We start from the raw sequence: 20,293 nt of genomic DNA on the forward strand, positions 1-20,293 counted from the left end.
CAAGCGCTTTTGCAAATCATTTGCAATTAGATGGGGCAATATTATTGTTAGATATAAATTTAACCCATTCTTTCATACACGCATAAATAGTATTTCTGTTTTTTGCGTGTAAATTCCTGTTTCAGAACAGAGATGATTGCGGTGTCGTTCGTTGCACGAATTTTCACCGAGTGCCCAAACGCAATTTTGATGGATTAACGCTGCCGCGTTTCTCAGAATTATTAGTATTTTTTATCTTTCTGGAGTGGGACAGAATGCCTTACAACAAAGAAAAAAGTCGAGAAAATACGAAATTTTTCAGGGAGAAAGCCATAAGAATGAGGAAAAGAACTGGGTAGAACCAGGCAACTTGGGCAAAAGTTTTTTCTCTTATGGCGTCCAGCAACCAGGGGTAAGACGATGTGTGTCGAAATATGCACTGATAATAATTTTGCTCGAATCCGTTCGCAAGTTAAAGTGGAAAGTTACAGACAATCACGAACTTACTGCGAACTGCATCGCGGGGACTATTTTTTTGTCCCAGCCGAAACGGAAATGACGTTTTCATGGCCAAATTCTGTGGAGTATCTACTGGTAACTATTCCTGAAACGAACCACTCTATAAGCGATCTTGCGAAGGTAAGCGCAGAATCGGTGAAAACACGCGGAGAGATCGTTAGCTTTTCCAGCAAACAGTGTTTGCAGATCAGTCAGCTTGTCGTGGGCTGCTTAAGAGACGCGCATGACAGCGACGAAAGCTATTTGAGCGCTCTACACTCCGTAGTGATTCACATACTGTTACGTAGTGACGGCTTTGTAGGTAAGCCCGGTCCCAGTCTTGTGGGCCTTAGCGCATATGCGACCCGGCAAATCGAATCCTATCTGGCGGAGAATTTCAACCGCCCACTTTCCGTTCCAGATATGGCGGTAACGCTTGGGATATCCGCCGGTCACTTTGCAACCTGCTTTCGGGAAAGCTTTGGCCAGACGCCTCATCAGTATCTGATGAATTTGCGCCTGAATGAGGCGGAGCGATTGCTAAAAGAAACGGAAATACCGATCAATGCGATCGCTGCCCAGTTAAGCTTCTCCAGCCAAAGACATCTTACGACAGCGTTGCGAAAGTACCGTCAATTGACGCCTGGCGAAATCCGACGCCGAGGATCGCGCCAAAGAAGCAATCCACCGGATAAAGCATGAAACAGAACTGAAGAGCGGTCGGACTAGCTAGCAGTCGGTGTCGATCCTCGTTTCAGCCATTTACGCCAAATGTGAATTTCGCTTTTTCGACGCCAACGCCGCACACGATGTGAGTCATGCGAAAGTACGATCAATCCCAGAGGCAACATCCAGAAGCCGAGCACTGGGAGAAAACCTAATGCGCCGCCGACGACCAATGAACCGCCGAGTGTTCGCCGCATGAGCACTGATTGCGGCATTGGGATTCGCTTTCCAAGAATCACAATTGCGCGTTTTCGTGGTGTAGGTTCGTATTCTTCGGTCACTCGGTCTTTCTCACAGCTTAGGGGCAGCAATTTTTCGGTTGGAAACGTACCAGAGAATATAGGGTTTCATTATCAGAATGCAAAAAATTGAAAAAAAACAAAATTAGGGCTTGGCAAATCAGAAATCCTCCTGCTATACGCCACCTCGCTGACGCAACGAGCACCTCTTCCCCGGTAGCTCAGTGGTAGAGCAACCGGCTGTTAACCGGTTGGTCGCTGGTTCGAATCCGGCCCGGGGAGCCACTTACTTCTAAGTGATTTAAGAAATTAAACTTCTTGCTCGTACGATAGAACTTCCAGAATTGAGCAGCTAGATCAGGCTAACAATCCTTTCCAATTATAAAAGATTCTTCTTTCTGAGGTTGGAGTGGAAAAGATTTTTCCGACTTTGTGAATCATTTTAATTGTTCGGAACCAGTTTGGCCGTCATGCATTTTAGTCTCTGTCCTTATAGGAGAGAAATATGCTGACCGCCGGTGTGATGTGGCTTTTTGGCGTTCCCTTTATCGTCGTGATTCTTATCTATTTTCTTGTGCTTCGAAAGCGCTAGATCGATGCGCAGTATCAAAACCATCAATGATTTCGGTAGGTTGAAAACAGAACGTGATGACGCTCCGTTCGTTTTTTTGATTACTATCCCCAATATCGTCAAGTCTCGTGAATGGAGGAAGACATGAAGCTTTCTGTGATTTCGCTGGCCGCCGCTATGGCAATGTTTTCATTCGGTGCAAATGCTGCACCGGTATCAATGCCGGAGCCAACCAACCAAACGGGTTTGACCCATAATGTTGATTATCGCTGCGGACCAGGGCGCGTAACGGACCGTCGAGGCCGCTGTGTACGTGTTCGCCGACATGCGCCCCCTCCGCCCCGTTGGCATCGTGACAGGCCATCCCGTGACTGGAGAGGCGGACATCACCACCGCTCCGACCGACATTATCGCGGTAGAGATAACCGTCACTTCTGGCCAAAGAAGCGAGAATCTCACAACTAAAGGCTTGTGAGTTCTGAATCATCGAAAAGCCCTGTCAGCTCATCTGCGGACAGGGCTTTTTCCTATTCTTGACTTGATCACAGATCACGCCATTAGTGGGGCAGGCTCAACTAGGTAGATGTTATGAAAAGAACACTTCTTGCCGCCATAATTTTTGTATCTGCAGGACCAGCACTGGCAGACAAAATCTACGACAAATGCATCAATCAATCCGACGGCAGCAATAGCGCATGGTCGCAGTGTGGCGGCGACTGGCTGAAACGCGCCGATGGCAAGCTAAACACAGCTTGGAAAAAAGTTTATGGCCAAGCCGATGGACAAACCAAAACCGATTTGCTGGCAGAACAGCGACTTTGGAATAGCTACAAAGAATCGTCCTGCAATTTTTACGCAAATGGTGACTGGGGCAGGGAAGGACAGGTTCTTAGCTATCCCAGCTGTCGAGCTAGCGTGATTGAAGCCCGCACGAAGCAATTGCAGGAATACAGTTCCTCCATATCCGGTAACTAGAACGAGGATAAGATGCCCTGTCGACGCTTTGGCGTGCGACGGGGGAGGTGTCCAAAGGGGCGATCTGGATAGGCTTTAAGATTTTTTGGCACCTGCAATGGATCGATGATTGGCAACGCCGCTCGCGATCCTTGCTGGTGTAAATAAAGCGCCGCTGTCAAGTAAGCGTCTTCCAGGGCGCCATGGCGGGTCCCCACACGCGATAAACCTACTCTCGAAAGACAATCATCCAATTTGGCAGATTTGCCTCTCCAGAGCTTCCGGGCGCCGTCCATTGTGCAATGAACCGGCTGAGTCAGCATTTCCACTTCAGCCTTACGAAACTCGCGCTGAATGTAGCGCATATCGAACTCGGCATTATGGGCAACGATTTCGTCAGCCCACGAAAACCAATCACGCAAAGATCTGGCCAGATCAGCAAACAAATCCTGATAACGCGTCATCCAATTGTCGAAACCGTGAACCGCTTCAGCTTGCGGTGAGCTGTCTTTTCGAGGATCAAAAATCAGATAAAGCGGCTGATTTAGCAACTCATCACCTTCGATTCTCACGGCACCAATTGTGATAATCCGGTCATATGGCAGGAGGCCTGTGGTTTCAGTATCGAAAACAATAATCCTCTTCTTACGTGTGCTAATTGCTGGATGTGAAATATCTGCCATGTCATGCCCTGTGCTTCTGGTGCGGAGGTAAGCACACTTCTTGCGCATGTTGAAGATTTTTAGTGCAGGGAAAGTAACCAAAAGACTTGCTTAAATATGGCGCTAAGACCGGTATATGATATGAGTGTCTTGTTTAGGTGTTACTCCTTGAAACATGGAAAACCTGCAAGATTCGGATGCGAATGCAATCATGGAAGCCGCGTTATCCAGTCGAACTACCCATTCACTGCCAAGATCTTTCGAACCACACGAATTATGCAAAATCCCACGCTTTGGTGATTGCCTTGCATCAACAGCAAAGGAGCTTCTGGCCATCACTGGTAGGTTGCCGCGCGAAGCGCGTTACCTTTCTGATATGCAAAAGTGGCTGCTCAGTCAGGCAACATTCGCAGTGCATTTCGAGCACGCAACCAATCCTGAAAATCCACCGATTTCACCCACAAACCTGCTCAATTTTCTAAAGGGGACGCCTATCGCCAGTAAAAACACCACGCTGGCATTTCTTCAGGAGACCCGCCAATATAAGCTGATTGAGGCTGTACCCACGTCAGATAAGCGACAGCAGCTTTACCGAGCCAAACCTGAAACAGAAGAATTGATCCGCTTTTGGGTGATAACGCATCTCATCGCGCTGGATCTGGTAGATGATGGAAACCGGGTCGAGCTGATGAACACTTATCCTTCTCTTCTCAGCTACGTTCAACCAATTATGACGAGGGAAGTTCTGCACAACAGTGATTGGTGCAGGCCAGTAGCTAGCATTGCCAATTTTACGCATGCGGAATCAGGAAACAACATTCTCCACGACGTTGCATCGCGCGCACCGTGGGAGTTTTCAGAAGATCGCATATGGGTAGGGAACGTCACATCAAACGGCATTTCTAATCGTTATCGCATGTCCCAAAGCAACACTGCGAGAATTCTTGCGCGTGCACGAGACGCGGGATTGATAGGATGGGAACGGCCCGCCAATCGCGGCGCTTGCTGGATATCTGCAACGCTGGTCAACGATTATCGTAATTGGCAGTCATTAAAATTCTCAGCCATTTCGAAAGCGATGCAAATGGCTGTTACTGCATTGGGTATCAATATTTAAGTCTAACAAAAAACGGTTTGATTACTACGTCCAACCGCTCTTGGGCAATCCGATTGAGTATTAAAATGCGAAATTATCTTATTATACCGAATTTTTGCTTGAAATACTTGGAAATCGGTCTTGTACCACCCGACGATATAAATGAAACGGCATCACAGATTTTCAATATTCGCTATCGTCGTGATTATTAATAAGCCATTCAAAATAGAACATCTGAATACTACGGAAAAATCGGGCGCACATAATTATGCTCATTCGGAAATTAGCCGTTAGAGAGCACACGTTTCTCGATGCTTCCGGTGTTAGCAGTGTTATCGCAAACCATCCTTTTCGGAAATTTGGCGATATTTCCCTACTCGATTGAACCAAATCACGGCAGTCGCGTTGTTAATTTGTCATTAACTATAATGGAGATTGCTATGCTGTTCTATTCGAAGATTGAAACAGGTATCGCTGCGGCGTTTCTCGTTCTCATTCCACTGATGCTGTATGTGGTATGATTAGGATGAGACGTTTAGTTTAAAGGTGGCATTGATGCTTATACTCTTCATTGCCGCCTTTTTAGTTTCTGATCACATTGATTTTATTTAATGTTTGCATAGTTCTTTATTCATCTCGTGTTCACTCCCGCGGCGATAAATTCGTTTCAACACAAAAGGAGTGTCCCATGATTAAGAAAGCCGTTCTCGCCGCCATTGCTCTTTCGTTTGTTGGCGCGCCACTTGCTCAGGCTCAGGATTATCATCAGCCACGCAAGCCGGGATATAATCGTGTTGAGCCAACCCGTCCGTCACACGGCAAGGAATTCCAGCGCTATGATCGCCGTGATCAGGGCCACAAACGCTGGTCGCGCGGTGAGCGCTATGGAGATTGGCGCCGTCATCAGGAAATCCGCGACTACAAGCGTTATGGCCTGCGCAAACCAGGTCGCGGTCAGCATTGGGTAAAGGTTGATAACCAATATCTGCTCATCACAGCAGCAACCGGCCTTATCGCAGGGATTCTCGCTGCTCGGTAGGCTTCGGGAAAATCGACATATTCTAAGCTTGAAGGCGGCATAAGCCGCCTTTTTGCATTTTCAGCATTTCATTCTGGGTAGGCAAATACGCTATAAAACAACGAACGAGGAAGAAAGCACTGCTTGCCCAAATAATCCCGAGTCTGCAATGTAAGGCCGCGTGACACGCCCCGTCACATATGCAGGCACGACGCCCAGATACTGACGCGTTAAGCGGAGAATTTTATATGAGCGGCTTTCTTGCCCTTCTGGATGACGTTGCAGCAATCGCAAAAATTGCTGCGGCTTCGGTCGATGATATCTCCGCAAATGCTGCGAAAGCTGGCAGCAAAACCATTGGCGTCCTGATCGACGACGCTGCCGTCACACCGAATTATGTTGTTGGGATAGCTGCTGCGCGCGAATTGCCAATGATAGGCAAAATCGCGATAGGCAGTTTGCGAAATAAAGCCCTGCTTATTCCGGCACTCTTGGCACTGGATTATTTTTTGCCGATCGCAATTACCGCGCTTTTAATGATCGGCGGCGCTTATCTTTGCTTCGAAGGTGCGGAGAAAGTCTGGCACAAACTTTTCCCAAGTAAGGATCATCATGAGGATGGCGGTTCAAAAGAGAAAGATCCAACTGCGCTGGAGGAAAAGCGCGTTGCAGGTGCAATCAAGACCGATCTCATCCTATCCGCTGAAATCATGACACTAGCGCTTTCCATGATCGAAACCAATTCAATCTGGATCGAGCTTTTTACGCTGATTGTAGTCGGCATTATGATCACTGTTTTGGTCTATGGCGTCGTTGCCGTCATCGTAAAGCTTGATGATTTCGGCGTCCTCATGGCTAGGAAAGGACGGCTTTCGGTGACACGCGCATTGGGCCGATGGACAGTCCGCGCCGTACCTAAGCTCCTGCTTCTTCTCACCATAATTGGAACAGCCGCAATGTTATGGGTGGGCGGCAATATCTTTATCCATGGCCTTCATGAACTTGGTGTCCATCAGCCATTTGCATGGATTTCCGAAACAGCCAGCAATCTGGCTGCGTTCGTGCCGGCCGGCTTCTCGGGAACTGTTAACTGGTTCGCCACGGCCTTTGCTGATGGTGTCTTCGGCTTTGCTCTTGGTTCAGCAATAGTGACTATTATGGCCAAAGTTGTAGAACCACTTTGGAATACCGTTGGCCAAAAATCCTGACTATGCAGAATGAGCGAGGAATGGGTCTTCCTCGCTCATTGTTATCTTAGATCATGCCACCATTGGCACGCAGAACCTGTCCGTTTATCCAGCGACCATCTTCGCCGACAAGAAAAGCCACTGCAGATGCGATGTCTTCCGGAGTTCCAAGGCGCTCCAACGGGTTCATTTTTGCCATCCGCTCAATCAGTTCGTCAGATTTGCCATTTAAAAACAAATCAGTTGCCGTCGGTCCCGGTGCAACGGCGTTCACCGTGATATTTCGACCGCGCAATTCCTTGGCAAGTATTCCTGTGAGGGTTTCGACTGCAGCCTTGGTTGCAGCATAAACGCCATAGTTTTCAAGCTTCAGACCAACCACACTTGTTGAGAAGTTGACGATACGTCCACCATCCCGCAAGCGCTGGGCAGCCTCTCTCATCGTGTAAATGCTGCCCTTCAGATTAATCGCAATCTGGCTATCAATGACTGAGTCATCACCGTCCTTTACGGAAGCAAGTTTCATGATACCGGCATTGTTGACCAACACATCAACTCCACCAAAGGCGGATTCGGCACTTTCAAACATATGCTTAACGGCCGCAGCATCGCTTACGTCTGTTTGATGAGCGACGGCCCGACCGCCTGACTGGATGATTTCTGCGACTAATTTTTCAGCAGCATTTTTGTTACCAGCATAATTGACGATTACGGTAAAGCCATCAGAAGCTAACCGACGTGCGATAGCAGCCCCGATACCACGCGATGCGCCCGTAACGATTGCAACTTTGTCCTTGTTTTCTGACATGAGCCTAATTTCCTTAAGATGCGTGTTTAAAAATTTCATCCGAGTGCAGCGCATTGAGAATGCACTTTTCACCTTTGAGACGAAACATAGCGCTTCTATAATGCCGGATAATCATCCATAATTCGGCATCACTATCCGAAAATGGCGAATAGTATTATGGACCGATTTGATGCCATGCGGGTTTTCACCCGTGTCGCGGAACGACGCAGTTTCACGCTCGCAGCAGAAGATTTAGGCCTGCCGCGCTCAACCGTAACAGATGCAATCAAGCAGCTGGAGAAACGTCTGGGTGTATGTCTTCTACAGCGAACGACGCGCCACGTCAGTCCAACGCTCGACGGTGAGGCCTATTACCGCCGCTGCATTTCTATCCTTGAAGAACTGGAAGACGCGGAGGGTGCGTTTGCTGGTGCAAAGCCTAAGGGTCTATTGCGTATCGATGTGCATGGAACATTAGCCCGGCATTTCCTTATGCCTGCATTGCCACGTTTCTTTCAAACATACCCCGATATCGAAATTTATATGAGCGAAGGTGATCGCTATGTCGATCTTGTTCGCGAAGGCATCGATTGTGTTCTGAGGGCAGGTGTTCTGCAGGACAGCGATATGATCGCTCGTCGTGTCGCTTTGTTGAAAGAGGTCACATTGGCTTCCCCGGCCTATGTTGAGCGTCACGGTAAGCCTTCACATCCAGACGAGCTAACAAATGGCCATCACATGGTCGGTTTTCATTCGACATCGACAGGCGGTTTGCTCCCGCTTGAATTTACCGTCGCGGGCAGGGTAGTGGAACTCAGCCCGCCCGCGCCAATGTCAGTTAATGCCGCTGAAAGTTACGTATCAGCTGCTTGTCTTGGTCTGGGACTTATTCAGGTCCCCATTTACCACGTACAGAAATCGCTTGAAGCCGGCGAATTGCTTGAGGTTCTAGCCGATTTTCCTCCAAAACCGACACCGGTATCTTTGCTCTATAGGCGAGAGAGGCAGCTTTCTCCACGCGTACGTGTTTTCATGGACTGGTTGCAACGTGAGTTCAAAGAAGCGCAGGCCTCCGACACAGACCTTGCATTCGTGCAGTCTTAGCGTATGTCAGTGTCCGGGGATGTTTTGAAACATGGTGCGATTGCAATCATTCATGCGAAATATGCGATATGCAGCAATCCGCAGAGGATTGGATGCAATTGCATTTTCCGGTCTGGGTAAGTTGTTCCCATCCAGCGGTGGGCGTGGTGTAATCTTTACTTTGCATCATATCGGCGCGGATAAAACTGACGAGTTTCGCCCAAACTCCATTTTATCGGTTACACCTGAGTTTCTCACAGACACAATCGAAACTGCGTTTGATGCGGGTCTTGTGCCTGTTCATCTGCACGATCTTCCCGCGTTACTTGCAAATGAGTCGGATAATCGAAAATTTGTAGCTTTCACATTTGATGATGGCTATCGCAACAACGCTGAGATTGCTGCTCCGATCTTCCGCAAATTCGGAATTCCCTACACAGTTTTTCCTACAATGGGCTTTGTCGATCGCACCCACACAATCTGGTGGGAAACGACGGAAGCACTCTTGAGAAATACAACGGAGATTAGCTTCGACTTTGGTAGAGGGCTTGAGACCCTATGCACCAAGTCGGTCGCGCAAAAATATGTGGCTTTTGACCGATTAACCGCTTTCGTTCGCGCTTTCGATGAAGACGAAGCTGTCCGACGGATCAATGATCTAGCCGTTAGCCAATGCGATGTTGATCCGCGAGCCATCGTTAATGACATGGTCATGGATCAGACCGAACTCAAAGCACTGGCTGCTGATCAGCTCGCTCATATCGGCGGACACACGATCGCGCATGTCAATCTTCGGCGCGTAAGCGAAGAACGCCTCACACATGAAATAGAGGCATCTCAAGCCGCAATAGAGCGCGTTGTGGGCTATCGGCCAAAATCGTTTTCCTATCCATACGGCTGGTGTTCCGCTGTTGGAGAGCGTGAAATCGAGATGGTCGCAAAAGCTGGCTTTCAGGTAGCGGTCACAACACAGCCAGCGGTCCTCCAACGTTCTGACGCGTTGAGACCAACGGCCATAAAGCGTATTTCGCTGAATGGCGATTTTCAAAAGCAACGCTACGTCAAAGCTTTGATCTCAGGTCTCGCCTTCAAATTCTTATAGGCTCGGCTCGGATTCGAGTAATTCCATGCATAATGCCTTGCTGGCCGCGGAAATATCAGGATTAAAGACTAGCCAATAGCCTTTCTTGCTCTTGAGGGTGACGTCGCAAGCCGGAACGAGTTGCCCTCGTTTGATCGCGCCATCAATCAGACCGGCCCAGCCTAGAGCCACGCCCTGTTCGGCAATTGCTGCTTCGAGCACCAAATTATAGGTGTTAAACACCAAACCGTAATTTCCGTCCTCAATTTCCTCATTAATAGAGTCAAGCCAGGTCTGCCAAGTGTACCAGCGATCACCTTGTAGAGTATCGAGGTGCAAAAGTGCTGTCGAACTCAAGCCTTTTCCATTCGGAAATGGGCCATTTCGTTCCAGAAAGCCGGGAGAGCAGACCGGCACAACGGATTCCCCGACAAAAGGGATAGCATCTTTGGGAAAATCCTCGCGCGATCCGAACAGAACGGCGATGTCAGCCTCCCTGTGATCGAGAGGCTGCAGCATCGAAGATGCTGTAATGCGAACATCAACGTCGGGATACTTTGGCCGAAAATTTGCGACACGCGGCATCAACCAGAAGGCAGCAAAGCCATAATCCGTAGCAATCCTAAGCCCCGGCATGCGCTGTTTACGCTTGATCTGCTGGATAGCCTCGTCGATTCCATTCAACCCTTGCCGCACGGCCTCATAAAGTATGCGTCCTTCGGGCAAGATTTCGACGCCGCGCGCCCGTCTGGCGAAGAGTGAGACGCCCAGACGTTCCTCCATGCGTTTTATTTGATAGCTAACGGCAGGTTGCGTCATCCCCAGTTCACGCGCTGCAAGGGTCAGATTTTCCAACCGCCCCACCGCTTCAAAAACACCAAGACTGCCAAGATCCCAAGATGGAGAAACCATAAATAACCTTTATATCTGCAATAAAAAATGAATGTCTTTTCCCTTATCCTTAAAGATGTTTTCCTTAAAGCCAGAATGCAAGACATAACGAAATTTGATTTTACCGAACAGGTTTCGTTAAAGCCAAACAGGGGAAAAGAATGCGCTATCTCAAATTGACGGCATTAGCATTGGCAGCGTTCACGGGGCTCACGGGCGCGGCTGCTGCAGCAGATCCTGCTGCATGTGAAACTATCCGCCTTTCCGATCCAGGCTGGACCGACATTACATCCACAAACGCCATCGCAAGCGTGCTGCTGGATGGGCTGGGCTATAAAGCCGATGTGAAAACCATGTCGGTACCAATTGGATATGAAGCCCTCAAGACCAGTAACATCGATGTATTCCTCGGCAACTGGATGCCAGCGCAGCAGAAGTTCCGTGACGATCTCGATAAAGCAAAGGCTGCTGAAGTTCTGGTCAAAAACCTTGAAGGCGCCAAATTCACTCTTGCTGTGCCGGATTATGTAGCGAAAGAGGGCGTAAAAGACTTTGCCGACCTGTCAGCCCATGCTGACAAATTTGGCAAGGAGATTTACGGTATTGAGCCAGGCGCTCCGGCAAACCAGAATATCCAAAAAATCATTGAGGATAAGAAATTCAAGCTGGATGGCTGGAATATTGTGGAATCGAGTGAGCAGGCCATGCTTGCGCAGGTCGATCGTCGAAATAAAGACAAGCAGTGGGTGGTCTTCCTTGCTTGGGCACCACATCCAATGAACACCAAACTCAATATTGAATATCTGTCGGGCGGTGACGATTATTTCGGCCCCAACTATGGTGGCGCAGAAGTTTATACGCTTTCGCGTACCGGTTGGGCTCAACAATGTCCGAATGCTGCGAACTTCTTCAAAAAGCTCGTCTTCACAGTCGATATCGAGAATGAATTAATGGACAAAATCCTGAACGAAGGAGCTGAAGGTCCAGCTGCAGCTACTGCTTGGTTGAAAGCCAACCCAGAACATATCGACAAGTGGCTGGAAGGCATGACGACCTTCAAAGGTGAGCCCGGTGCCGCAGCTGTAAAAGCCAAACTCGGTCTATAACCTGCACTGAACATGCTTTTAGGCGGGCGTTCTCGACGCCCGCCATTCTGCATTTTGATTTCTTTCCATTTATGGTCTTAGCCAAATGAAAAAGCCGAATATCCTCGTTCTGATGGTCGATCAGTTGAACGGAACGTTCTTCCCCGACGGGCCTGCTGATTTCCTGCACACGCCAAACTTGCGCAAACTAGCTGAGCGCTCGGCACGCTTTGCAAATTGCTATACCGCAAGCCCACTCTGCGCACCGGCACGCGCATCCTTCATGTCAGGACAGTTGCCTTCCCGAACAGGCGTCTATGACAATGCTGCTGAGTTTTCGTCAGAAATACCCACCTATGCGCATCACTTGCGCAATGCAGGTTACCAGACAGCATTATCTGGCAAGATGCATTTTGTCGGACCGGACCAGCTGCATGGTTTTGAACAACGCCTGACGACAGATATTTATCCTGCCGATTTCGGCTGGACGCCAGATTACCGTAAGCCGGGTGAGCGTATTGACTGGTGGTATCATAATCTCGGGTCGATCACGGGAGCCGGCTCTGCCGAAATTACCAATCAGCTCGAATATGATGACGAGGTTGCTTATCAAGCCGAAGCGAAGCTTTATGACCTTGCTCGCGGTCACGATGACCGCCCATGGTGCCTGACTGTAAGTTTCACCCACCCGCACGATCCTTATGTGGCACGCAAGCGGTTCTATGATCTCTACGCAGATATTCCAGAGCTTGATCCGAAGATCGGACCTTTATCTGAAGGCGAAATCGATTCCCACAGTGAGCGCCTGCTGCGCGCTTGCAAGGCTGAAGACTATGATCTCACGCGCGAGCAGGTAAGGGCTGCCCGCCAGGCCTATTTTGCTAATATCTCCTATGTAGATGAGAAGATTGGCAATCTGCTCGATGTAATAGAGCGATGTGGGATGAGCGACAATACATTGATCGTCTTCACATCCGATCATGGTGATATGCTCGGTGAGCGCGGTATTTGGTTCAAAATGAACTTCTTTGAAGGCTCAGCGCGCGTGCCGTTGATGATCGCAGCACCCCGGCTAAAACCGGGTTTAGTCGACCAGGCAGTATCGACCCTTGATGTTTTGCCAACTTTGTCCGACCTCGCAGGTATCGACCTGCACGGCATCATGCCATGGACCGACGGCGTTTCGCTTATCGATGTCGTATCCGGTGCTAGTTCAAGAGGTGCAGTTCCTATGGAATATGCAGCCGAGGGTACGGTCGCGCCGATGGTTTCTCTTCGGGAAGGGGACTGGAAGCTAAATTTCTGCAAGGTCGATCCACCTCAGCTGTTCAATCTTGCAAGTGATCCTGATGAGTTGGAAAATCTGGCTACTTCCGCAAAACATAAAGACGTGCTTGAACGCCTTGTCGATGCGGCCGAGAAGCGTTGGGACCTTGAATTGTATGATAGCCAGGTGCGAGCCAGTCAGGCGCGGCGCCATGTAGTTTATCCTGCTCTTCGCAACGGCGCTTACTATCCTTGGGACTACCAACCTCTACAGAAGGCATCAGAACGCTATATGCGCAATCATATGGATTTGAATGTTCTTGAAGAAAATCAGCGCTTTCCGCGCTAAATCTAATAAAAAGGCTGATCAAAGATCAGCCTTTCTTAATTAGCGAAGAATGTCAGAAAGACGCTTCTGTTCTTTCTCAGTTCGGTCAAGATTGAGACCCGTCAGAAGGTCCAGAATGTGCGTTTTCATCAAGGCAGATGCCTCATCGGATCTATGTTGTTCTATCGCATCAACGAGCGCATTATGCGCATGGCTTTCACAGGTCGTTTCCCGACGTTGCCAGTACAGAGCAATAATCAGTGAAGACCGTGGTAAAAGCTCAGCCACAAAACCCGCCAGGATAGAATGTCCCGCAATCTCAGCAAGATCGAGATGGAAGCGAGCCGATAATCTGATGGCGTCGCTGTCCCGCCCAGCATGAAGTGCTTCGTGCTCGTCATGCAAATGCTTGCGGAGCTTGGCGATATCCTCGGCGGTTGCGACTTTTGCGGCAATAGCAGCAACTTCCGGCTCGATCAGCGTCCGCGCTTCAAAGACCTCACGCGCTTCTTCGCGTGAAGGCTCAGCGACAAAGGCGCCACGATTGGGTTCAAGCCGAACGAGACGATCATGGGCGAGTGCCTGCAAGGCTGAACGCACAACCGCACGGCTCACAGAATAGATCGTTGCCAGCTCATCCTCTGGCAACTTGGTTCCCGGCAGCAATTGATGGCCGACAACAGCATCCCGCAGGCCCTGATAAACCGGATGCCAGCGGGTGGCTCCGTTACTGGTTCCGGTCTCGCTATGGTCTGTTGGTTGAGTGTCAAGAAAGTTCATTTGCATCCGGATAGAAACTGCGCGGATTGATCAACGACCGCGACCACATTACTTTTGAGTTCACTCACTTACATATCGAACCCGGCTTATCGAGTGTCAACAAACGCCGCGATTTGATCTAAAAAATAGAGTTTAAAAGTTGCATATCCACTTCTGAAGCCAGTTCCATTCACCTTCCGGGTGAATAAGGTTCAAAAATTCCTTGAAACGCCTTGGTTCTTGGCGGCAGATATCCACCACGTTTCGACGTTTTCAAGCCTAAACTCACCAGGCCTTCACAGAGCTTTACTGCAGCAGTCACACCGTCGATCACTGGCAAACCATGTTCTTCCGACAAAGATGCAGCAAGATCAGCCATTCCCGCACAGCCAAGAACAATTGCCTCTGCATGATCGTCACGGATTGCACGCGCAATCTCTTCAGAAATTCGCTTTCGCGCGTCTGAGCCCGGCACTTCAAGCTCCAACACCGCGACATCACTTGCGCGAACACGCGCGCAACGCGTCGCCAAGCCGTAACGCACGAGATTATGCTCAATTGCCGGAACAGAGCGGGAGAGGGTCGTTACCACACTGAATTTCCCCGAGATTAGGCTCGCCATATGAAAGGCAGCCTCTCCAATACCGATGACAGGCATTGTTCCCGCGCAACGCGCCGCATCAAGACCGGTATCATCGAAACAGGCTATGATGCAGGCGTCCGCATTAGCATGTTTCTGCATTTCACCAATCATTCCTGGAATTGCAAAAACCTCATCGAAATAACCTTCAATGCTAGGCGGACCGTCCTTGGGATTAACGGCAATAATATTTGTATTGGCTAGCGCAATGCTTCGTGCGGCTTCACCAATTTTCTTCGTCATAGAAGAAGTCGTATTCGGGTTGACGACAAGTATGTCCATTTCCTCAAACCATCGTTTTTTATCGTTGTTGATGGCTTGAAGCGCGCTGCGTTTTGAATGGCCTTGTCGCGCTTCAAGTTATTATTTTAAAAAGGAAACCCAGCTATCAGGTTTCGCAATTACCCCAAGCATTGAACCGGCTTGAAGCTGAATTCTAGCAGCTGTGCCTTGCCCCCATGACACAGCTGCTGATCTGGTCAACGACTAAATTTCGCCGCCCAGATAGAGTTTTTTGACGCGATCGTCCGAAATGAGCTCTTCTGCATTTCCAGAGAGTACAATCTTGCCAGTCGTGAGAGCATAGGCTCGTTGAGAGATACGAAGTGCCATACGAGAATTTTGTTCGACAAGCAGAACGCTCACCTTTTCGTCGCGATTAATTGCAACGATGGAGCGGGCAATGTCCTGCACAAGCTTGGGTGCGACGCCCAGCGACGGCTCATCAAGAAGTAACAGTTTCGGCTTAGCCATCAGCGCACGCCCAATGACAAGCATCTGCTGCTCACCACCACTCATGGTACCCGCTGCTTGAGAGTAACGCTCTTTCAGACGAGGAAAGCGCCCCATAACCATTTCGAGCGTATTGGCAATCTCAGCTTTGCTTGAGCGGGTAAAAGCACCCATCAGAAGATTATCGCGCACGCTCATATACGGAAATACGCGTCGTCCTTCTGGCACCATGGCAATGCCCATTTCGACAATGGCGTCCGAGCGTGTGCCGTCAAGTCGACGGCCTTCGAAATGGATTTCGCCCTTACGAAGCTTGTTCAACCCGGTAATCGCCCTCAAAATCGAGGATTTTCCCGCCCCGTTTGCACCAATCAACGCAACTGTCTCTCCCTCGTTGACTGTTAGCGACACGCCTTTAAGGGCATAAACATGATCATAATAGAGTTCGGCATCAGTGACTTTCAGAAGCTCTGTCATGATCAGTATCCAATCGTTTCATCTTCTGCGCCGAGATAGGCTTCGATGACTTTCTCGTTTTCCTGAATTTCCTTAGGCGTGCCTTCTGCGATCTTCTGACCGAAGTTAATCACGACAATTCGATCAGAAATATTCATGACGGCCGGCATGTCGTGTTCAACGAGAAGAACAGTGACGCCACGATCCCGAACGGCTCGGACCATTTCCACCGCCTTGACTGTTTCGTCATGGTTCATGCCCGCAAAAGGCTCATCAAGCAGAAGAATTTTGGGTTCAGTTGCAAGCCCGATGGCGATGCCGAGCGCTCGCAAGTGACCATGTGGAAGGTTTTGCGCGACTTCATTGCGTTGATGCCCAAGCCCCAGAAAGTCGAGGATTTCATCAGCCGAACGGCCAAACTCTTCCTGATCCTGACGCGCCAGGCCAGTCCCGATATAGCAACCCAGAAAGCTGGCCTTCGCGCGCAGATGATGCGCGACAATAACGTTCTCACGCACCGTCATGCCCTTGAAGATCGTAGTTTCCTGAAACGTCCGCACCACACCTTTTCGGGCGACTATATGCGGAGCGAGGCCAGATATACGTTGACCGCCAAACAGAACTTCACCGGTCGTGGGCGTAATGAAGGATGCAATCAACTTGAAAAGTGTCGATTTGCCCGCACCATTCGGCCCGATTACCGAGAGAATTTCCTTTTCCTTGACTGAAAATGAAACATCATTGACCGCGACCAGCCCGCCGAAACGTTTGGTCAGGCTTTTGACTTCGAGAAGCGCACTCATGATTTCGTTCCTTTCTTGCCGGACAGTCGAAGGCTGAGCAGTCCGTTAGGCAGGAACAGCATCAGAATAATCAACAAGCTCGAGAAGATGAGGAGCTGGAATTTGCCGGTTTGGAACAGGAAGTCCCAACCGAAATAGAGAACGAAAGTGCCAATGATTGGTCCGAAAACATAACCAAGGCCACCAAGGAAGCAGTTGAGCATGAAGTTTACAGAGTCGGTAACCGTGAAGCTCGAAGGGTAAATCGACTGCGAGATTGCAACGAACATCGCACCGCCGATCCCACCAAGGAAGGATGAAATGGCATAAGCCAATACTCTGAGATAGGTGATGTTGACGCCGATAGAGGAGGCGAGTTCTTCATTCTGTTGCAATGATTGGCAAAGGCCACCAATCCGCGAATGGATCAGCCGATAGAGGCCAGCAAAACACAGAACCATCAACACAACCGAGACAAAGTAGAAAGCCGCGCGCGGATTTTGCAGGGTTGCGAAGTCAGGCAGAATGGTGAACCCAAAGATCGATATACCGCCTGGCATCGGAATACTGACCATACCCTTTGCGCCGTTGGTAATGGGTAGAGCCATTGCCAGCAGTCGTGCAACTTCGGTCAACACCAGCGTAACCATCGCAAAATAGACGCCGCGAAGCCGCAGGATAGGAATGCCGATAAGAATACTTGCGAACGCGCAGAACAGACCAGCCAAGGGTAGTGTCAACCAGAATGAAACACCATATTTAACCATCAAAATGGCCGACACATAGCCACCCATCAATGCATACGCGCCTTGACCGATGTTGATCCGGCCAATGTAGAATGTGAGCCAGACACCACCGCTGACGATAGATAGCAGGGCAACAGAGGTGAGAGTATAATAAAGGTCATTGCGGCCTGTGACTTCGATCAGGAGTGGAATACCGATCAGCACCAGTGCGAGGAAGGCAATGACGCCAAGGATCTTTGTTGTCTTTGTCATGTTCGCCCCCATCAGCCCCAAGGTTTGCCCATAAGCCCATTCGGGCGAAGGCTGAGGAAGACCATCAACCCGGCAAAGATGACGAGATAGGTGATATCGCCATATGGACGCAGGATTGTAAGACCGACGGATTCAAGCATACCAAGGATAAAACCACCGGCAATTGCTCCGCTGACCACGCCTGCACCACCAATCATCACCATCATGAACGCTTTGATGGAAATTGCTCCACCAATGCCAGAGTTGACACCGGTAATGGCAACCAACAAGCCACCGACCAAGCCTGCCAGCATTGCCCCCAATGCGAAGCCGATCATGGAATAACGGTCGACATTCACGCCCATCAATTGCGCCGCAACGCGATCCTGAGCGAGCGCGCGCATGGCGCGACCGGGTTTCGTGAATTGCATGAAAAGAACAAAGGAAGCGATGAAGATCACGGCAAGTGCACCGATCAACATGCGGTCATAAGGCATGATCAGCCAGTCGGATACGTAAACACCGTTTACGATCTTCGGCACGCCACGCTGTTTTTCACCAAACAGAAGCAGAATGATTGCATCGAGAAAGAATGCCACCGCCGCCGCAAGCAGCATCGTACTTTCATCGCGCAGACTTCGCTTGATAACAGGCCTGAACAAAAGCTTTTCGATTAGCGCCCCAACGATCATCAGTGTCACCGCAGAAGCTAGCAAAGCCACAACAAACGGCAATCCTAGCTGGCCATAAACCGTGTAAGTGACAAAACCGCCGAGCACATACATTTGGCCGTGCGCGAAGTTAAGGACGTTCATCAGTGCAAAGATCAGCGTTAAACCCAGCGCGATCAGTGCATATTGCGCACCGAGATACAGCCCATTGGCTATAATTTGTTCCATGAAGGCAGACTCCCCCTGTGGAGACAGGGCGATGCCAAAGTCTCCTCGACAGTTCTTTAAGGTTGGGAGGCCTGACGCGCGTTCAAATCCGCCACGTCAGGCTATTCAGTCATTGCGATCGATTAGTCGACCTGAGCCACAAACAGCGTTTCGAACTTGCCGTCCTTATACTCCGTGACCACCATAGGAATACCAATCTGGCGCTTCTGTCCAAATGAAGTCATTCCGACATAGGTCAGCTTTGCATCGTCACCCTTCACAAAAGGATTTGGTGCTGAGAACGTATCCATGGTCTTCTTGAATTCTTCGACATTATCGATTGCTGCTGGATTAACCTTCATCGTTTCGACGATGTAATCGAGCGCATAAACCTTGGTATTGGACTCATCGTTATACTCGCCATAGGCCTTTGTATAACGATCAACGAATTCTTTCATCGTGTCAGAAGCAATCTCAGGCGTGGATGCACCGCCGACGGAAATAAAGCCGTTTGCCAGCTCGCCTGCACCTTCTTCAAGAACCTTGGCGTCCTGTGCGGTTTCGGTGGAAATGAAACCTTCATAACCCAGTTCGCGTGCAGCACGGATCAAAAGCGGAGCGTTACCCGGTGCGACACCAGAAAGAACGAGCAGATCGGGCTTCTGCATGACAATCGGCGTCAGGACCGGCGTGAAATCGCGAGTATCGTTCTGATAAGCATCGCTTGTTGAAATCACTTCAAGGCCAAGTGCCTTTGCAGCTTCAATACCGCTATCGCGCTGGCTCAGTGGATCGGACTCATTGGCCGCCACGAACGCAACCCGCTTCACGCCTTTGTTTTCTTTGAGATATTTATAAATTGCCGGCCCGGACTGATAATTGGCAATCATGCCAAGAACGGCATTGGATGCCGGTGGTGTGTAAAGTTCTTTCGGGAAGGAATAAGGAAAGTAGATGATCCCTTTGGATTCAGCCACAGGACGAACAGCCGCCGCACCATCATCCACATTCGGGCCGACCACATAGTGGACGCCTTCCTGGGCCATCTTTTCCATGCCCGCAATTGCGCGCTTGGGGTCTTTCTGATCGTCAAATGTTACGATCTTGATCTTGTAGGTGTCGTCGCCGATCTTCACGCCACCCAGTTCGTTGAGCCAGTCGGCACGTACCTGCATTGAGCGGACGTTGGAAGTGCCCCAAGATGCAGCAGGGCCACTGGTTACACCGACAAAACCTATTTTGAGTTCTTTGTCTGCTGCTTGGGAGGCATTGGCGGACATGAGCGCAAAAATTGAAACAGCGCCCAGCGCCGCAGTTTTGATAACTGCGCGTCTGTTAAACATCTTTATTCCCCTTGTTTAAAGCACTCCTCTCTCGTTTGATGGAGAAGAGCATGAGGAATTGAACGCCACATCTGAAAAATTGTCAACAATATTAATTCTCATCATAAACAATACAGGGGCAGGGTGGCTACAATGGATATTAGTAATAGATCAAATAGTTTGTTTTTAAAGACTTACGCTGACTTCTGCGTGCAGAACAGTAAAACCTAACAGGCGTGTGATGCTATAAAAATGCCGACGCACTTGATATCTAAAAGGCATCGATGAGTCGTCGA

20 protein-coding genes and 1 tRNA gene are annotated in these 20,293 nt (G+C 49.5%); 10 read left to right on the forward strand and 11 right to left on the reverse strand.

The window, feature by feature from the left end:
• The first annotated feature begins 399 nt into the window (after positions 1-399).
• Positions 400-1,179: a helix-turn-helix domain-containing protein gene (locus tag ABWV94_RS16250; protein WP_353414392.1), complete on the forward strand. Its 780-nt coding sequence runs from the start codon at positions 400-402 to the stop codon at positions 1,177-1,179.
• Between the two features lie 23 nt (positions 1,180-1,202).
• On the opposite strand, the gene ABWV94_RS16255 is transcribed toward ABWV94_RS16250, so the two are convergent.
• On the reverse strand, positions 1,203-1,484 hold the full coding sequence (locus ABWV94_RS16255; protein WP_039860816.1) for a hypothetical protein: 282 nt from the start codon (positions 1,482-1,484) through the stop codon (positions 1,203-1,205).
• A gap of 168 nt (positions 1,485-1,652) precedes the next feature.
• Here ABWV94_RS16255 and ABWV94_RS16260 point away from each other — a divergent pair.
• Positions 1,653-1,727 (forward strand) — tRNA-Asn (locus tag ABWV94_RS16260).
• An 874-nt stretch (positions 1,728-2,601) separates the two neighbouring features.
• Positions 2,602-2,988, forward strand: coding sequence for a lysozyme inhibitor LprI family protein (locus ABWV94_RS16265; protein ID WP_007879308.1), 387 nt, complete (start codon positions 2,602-2,604; stop codon positions 2,986-2,988).
• Here ABWV94_RS16265 and ABWV94_RS16270 read toward each other — a convergent pair.
• Positions 2,985-3,650 (reverse strand): 3'-5' exonuclease, encoded by a 666-nt coding sequence (locus tag ABWV94_RS16270; protein ID WP_353414394.1) that lies wholly within the window; start codon positions 3,648-3,650, stop codon positions 2,985-2,987. The genes ABWV94_RS16265 and ABWV94_RS16270 overlap by 4 nt on opposite strands.
• Before the next feature lie 154 nt (positions 3,651-3,804).
• Between ABWV94_RS16270 and ABWV94_RS16275 the strand changes: the two genes are divergently transcribed.
• The 3 genes from ABWV94_RS16275 (at position 3,805) to ABWV94_RS16285 (ending at position 6,951) form a co-directional block, all read left to right on the forward strand.
• Complete coding sequence (locus tag ABWV94_RS16275; protein WP_353414396.1) at positions 3,805-4,746, forward strand: hypothetical protein; 942 nt, start codon at positions 3,805-3,807, stop codon at positions 4,744-4,746.
• Positions 4,747-5,413: 667 nt separating this feature from the next.
• Entirely contained in the window at positions 5,414-5,764 is a 351-nt protein-coding gene (locus ABWV94_RS16280; protein ID WP_064321758.1) for an RcnB family protein, read from the forward strand.
• 227 nt (positions 5,765-5,991) lie between these two features.
• Complete coding sequence (locus ABWV94_RS16285) at positions 5,992-6,951, forward strand: DUF808 domain-containing protein (protein ID WP_194779617.1); 960 nt, start codon at positions 5,992-5,994, stop codon at positions 6,949-6,951.
• A gap of 46 nt (positions 6,952-6,997) precedes the next feature.
• Here the strand turns inward: ABWV94_RS16285 and ABWV94_RS16290 are convergent, their stop codons facing one another.
• Entirely contained in the window at positions 6,998-7,738 is a 741-nt protein-coding gene (locus ABWV94_RS16290; protein WP_353414399.1) for an SDR family oxidoreductase, read from the reverse strand.
• Between the two features lie 156 nt (positions 7,739-7,894).
• Here ABWV94_RS16290 and ABWV94_RS16295 point away from each other — a divergent pair, with 156 nt between their 5' ends.
• Both ABWV94_RS16295 and ABWV94_RS16300 read left to right on the forward strand, forming a co-directional pair.
• The gene (locus ABWV94_RS16295; protein WP_353414401.1) at positions 7,895-8,821 is read left to right on the forward strand and encodes a LysR family transcriptional regulator; all 927 of its coding nucleotides are present in this window, start codon (positions 7,895-7,897) and stop codon (positions 8,819-8,821) included.
• 52 nt (positions 8,822-8,873) lie between these two features.
• Complete coding sequence (locus ABWV94_RS16300; RefSeq protein ID WP_353414403.1) at positions 8,874-9,902, forward strand: polysaccharide deacetylase family protein; 1,029 nt, start codon at positions 8,874-8,876, stop codon at positions 9,900-9,902.
• On the opposite strand, the gene ABWV94_RS16305 is transcribed toward ABWV94_RS16300, so the two are convergent.
• Entirely contained in the window at positions 9,897-10,793 is an 897-nt protein-coding gene (locus ABWV94_RS16305) for a LysR substrate-binding domain-containing protein (protein ID WP_353414405.1), read from the reverse strand. The two genes, ABWV94_RS16300 and ABWV94_RS16305, sit on opposite strands and share 6 nt — an antisense overlap.
• Before the next feature lie 140 nt (positions 10,794-10,933).
• On the opposite strand from ABWV94_RS16305, the gene choX reads away from it, so the two are divergent.
• Positions 10,934-11,878: a choline ABC transporter substrate-binding protein gene (gene choX, locus ABWV94_RS16310; RefSeq protein ID WP_353414407.1), complete on the forward strand. Its 945-nt coding sequence runs from the start codon at positions 10,934-10,936 to the stop codon at positions 11,876-11,878.
• 85 nt (positions 11,879-11,963) lie between these two features.
• On the forward strand, positions 11,964-13,472 hold the full coding sequence (betC, locus tag ABWV94_RS16315) for a choline-sulfatase (RefSeq protein ID WP_353414409.1): 1,509 nt from the start codon (positions 11,964-11,966) through the stop codon (positions 13,470-13,472).
• A gap of 39 nt (positions 13,473-13,511) precedes the next feature.
• Here the strand turns inward: betC and ABWV94_RS16320 are convergent, their stop codons facing one another.
• The 7 genes from ABWV94_RS16320 to ABWV94_RS16350 all read right to left on the reverse strand — a co-directional run bounded on the left by ABWV94_RS16320 (position 13,512) and on the right by ABWV94_RS16350 (position 20,018).
• Entirely contained in the window at positions 13,512-14,231 is a 720-nt protein-coding gene (locus tag ABWV94_RS16320; RefSeq protein ID WP_064321751.1) for a GntR family transcriptional regulator, read from the reverse strand.
• Positions 14,232-14,400: 169 nt separating this feature from the next.
• The gene (locus ABWV94_RS16325; RefSeq protein WP_007879291.1) at positions 14,401-15,132 is read right to left on the reverse strand and encodes an aspartate/glutamate racemase family protein; all 732 of its coding nucleotides are present in this window, start codon (positions 15,130-15,132) and stop codon (positions 14,401-14,403) included.
• A 204-nt stretch (positions 15,133-15,336) separates the two neighbouring features.
• Positions 15,337-16,059: an ABC transporter ATP-binding protein gene (locus ABWV94_RS16330; protein WP_353414412.1), complete on the reverse strand. Its 723-nt coding sequence runs from the start codon at positions 16,057-16,059 to the stop codon at positions 15,337-15,339.
• 2 nt (positions 16,060-16,061) lie between these two features.
• Entirely contained in the window at positions 16,062-16,841 is a 780-nt protein-coding gene (locus ABWV94_RS16335; RefSeq protein WP_007879288.1) for an ABC transporter ATP-binding protein, read from the reverse strand.
• A complete protein-coding gene (locus tag ABWV94_RS16340) occupies positions 16,838-17,818 on the reverse strand; it encodes a branched-chain amino acid ABC transporter permease (RefSeq protein ID WP_353414414.1) in 981 nt (326 codons plus the stop codon). The genes ABWV94_RS16335 and ABWV94_RS16340 overlap by 4 nt, the downstream gene beginning before the upstream one ends.
• An 11-nt stretch (positions 17,819-17,829) precedes the next feature.
• Complete coding sequence (locus ABWV94_RS16345; RefSeq protein WP_079213806.1) at positions 17,830-18,696, reverse strand: branched-chain amino acid ABC transporter permease; 867 nt, start codon at positions 18,694-18,696, stop codon at positions 17,830-17,832.
• 122 nt (positions 18,697-18,818) lie between these two features.
• The gene (locus tag ABWV94_RS16350) at positions 18,819-20,018 is read right to left on the reverse strand and encodes an ABC transporter substrate-binding protein (RefSeq protein WP_079213807.1); all 1,200 of its coding nucleotides are present in this window, start codon (positions 20,016-20,018) and stop codon (positions 18,819-18,821) included.
• Positions 20,019-20,293: the final 275 nt, after the last annotated feature.

The sequence above is a fragment of the Brucella sp. NBRC 12953 genome, from assembly GCF_040369775.1.
In the GTDB taxonomy this organism is placed as follows: domain Bacteria; phylum Pseudomonadota; class Alphaproteobacteria; order Rhizobiales; family Rhizobiaceae; genus Brucella; species Brucella pseudogrignonensis.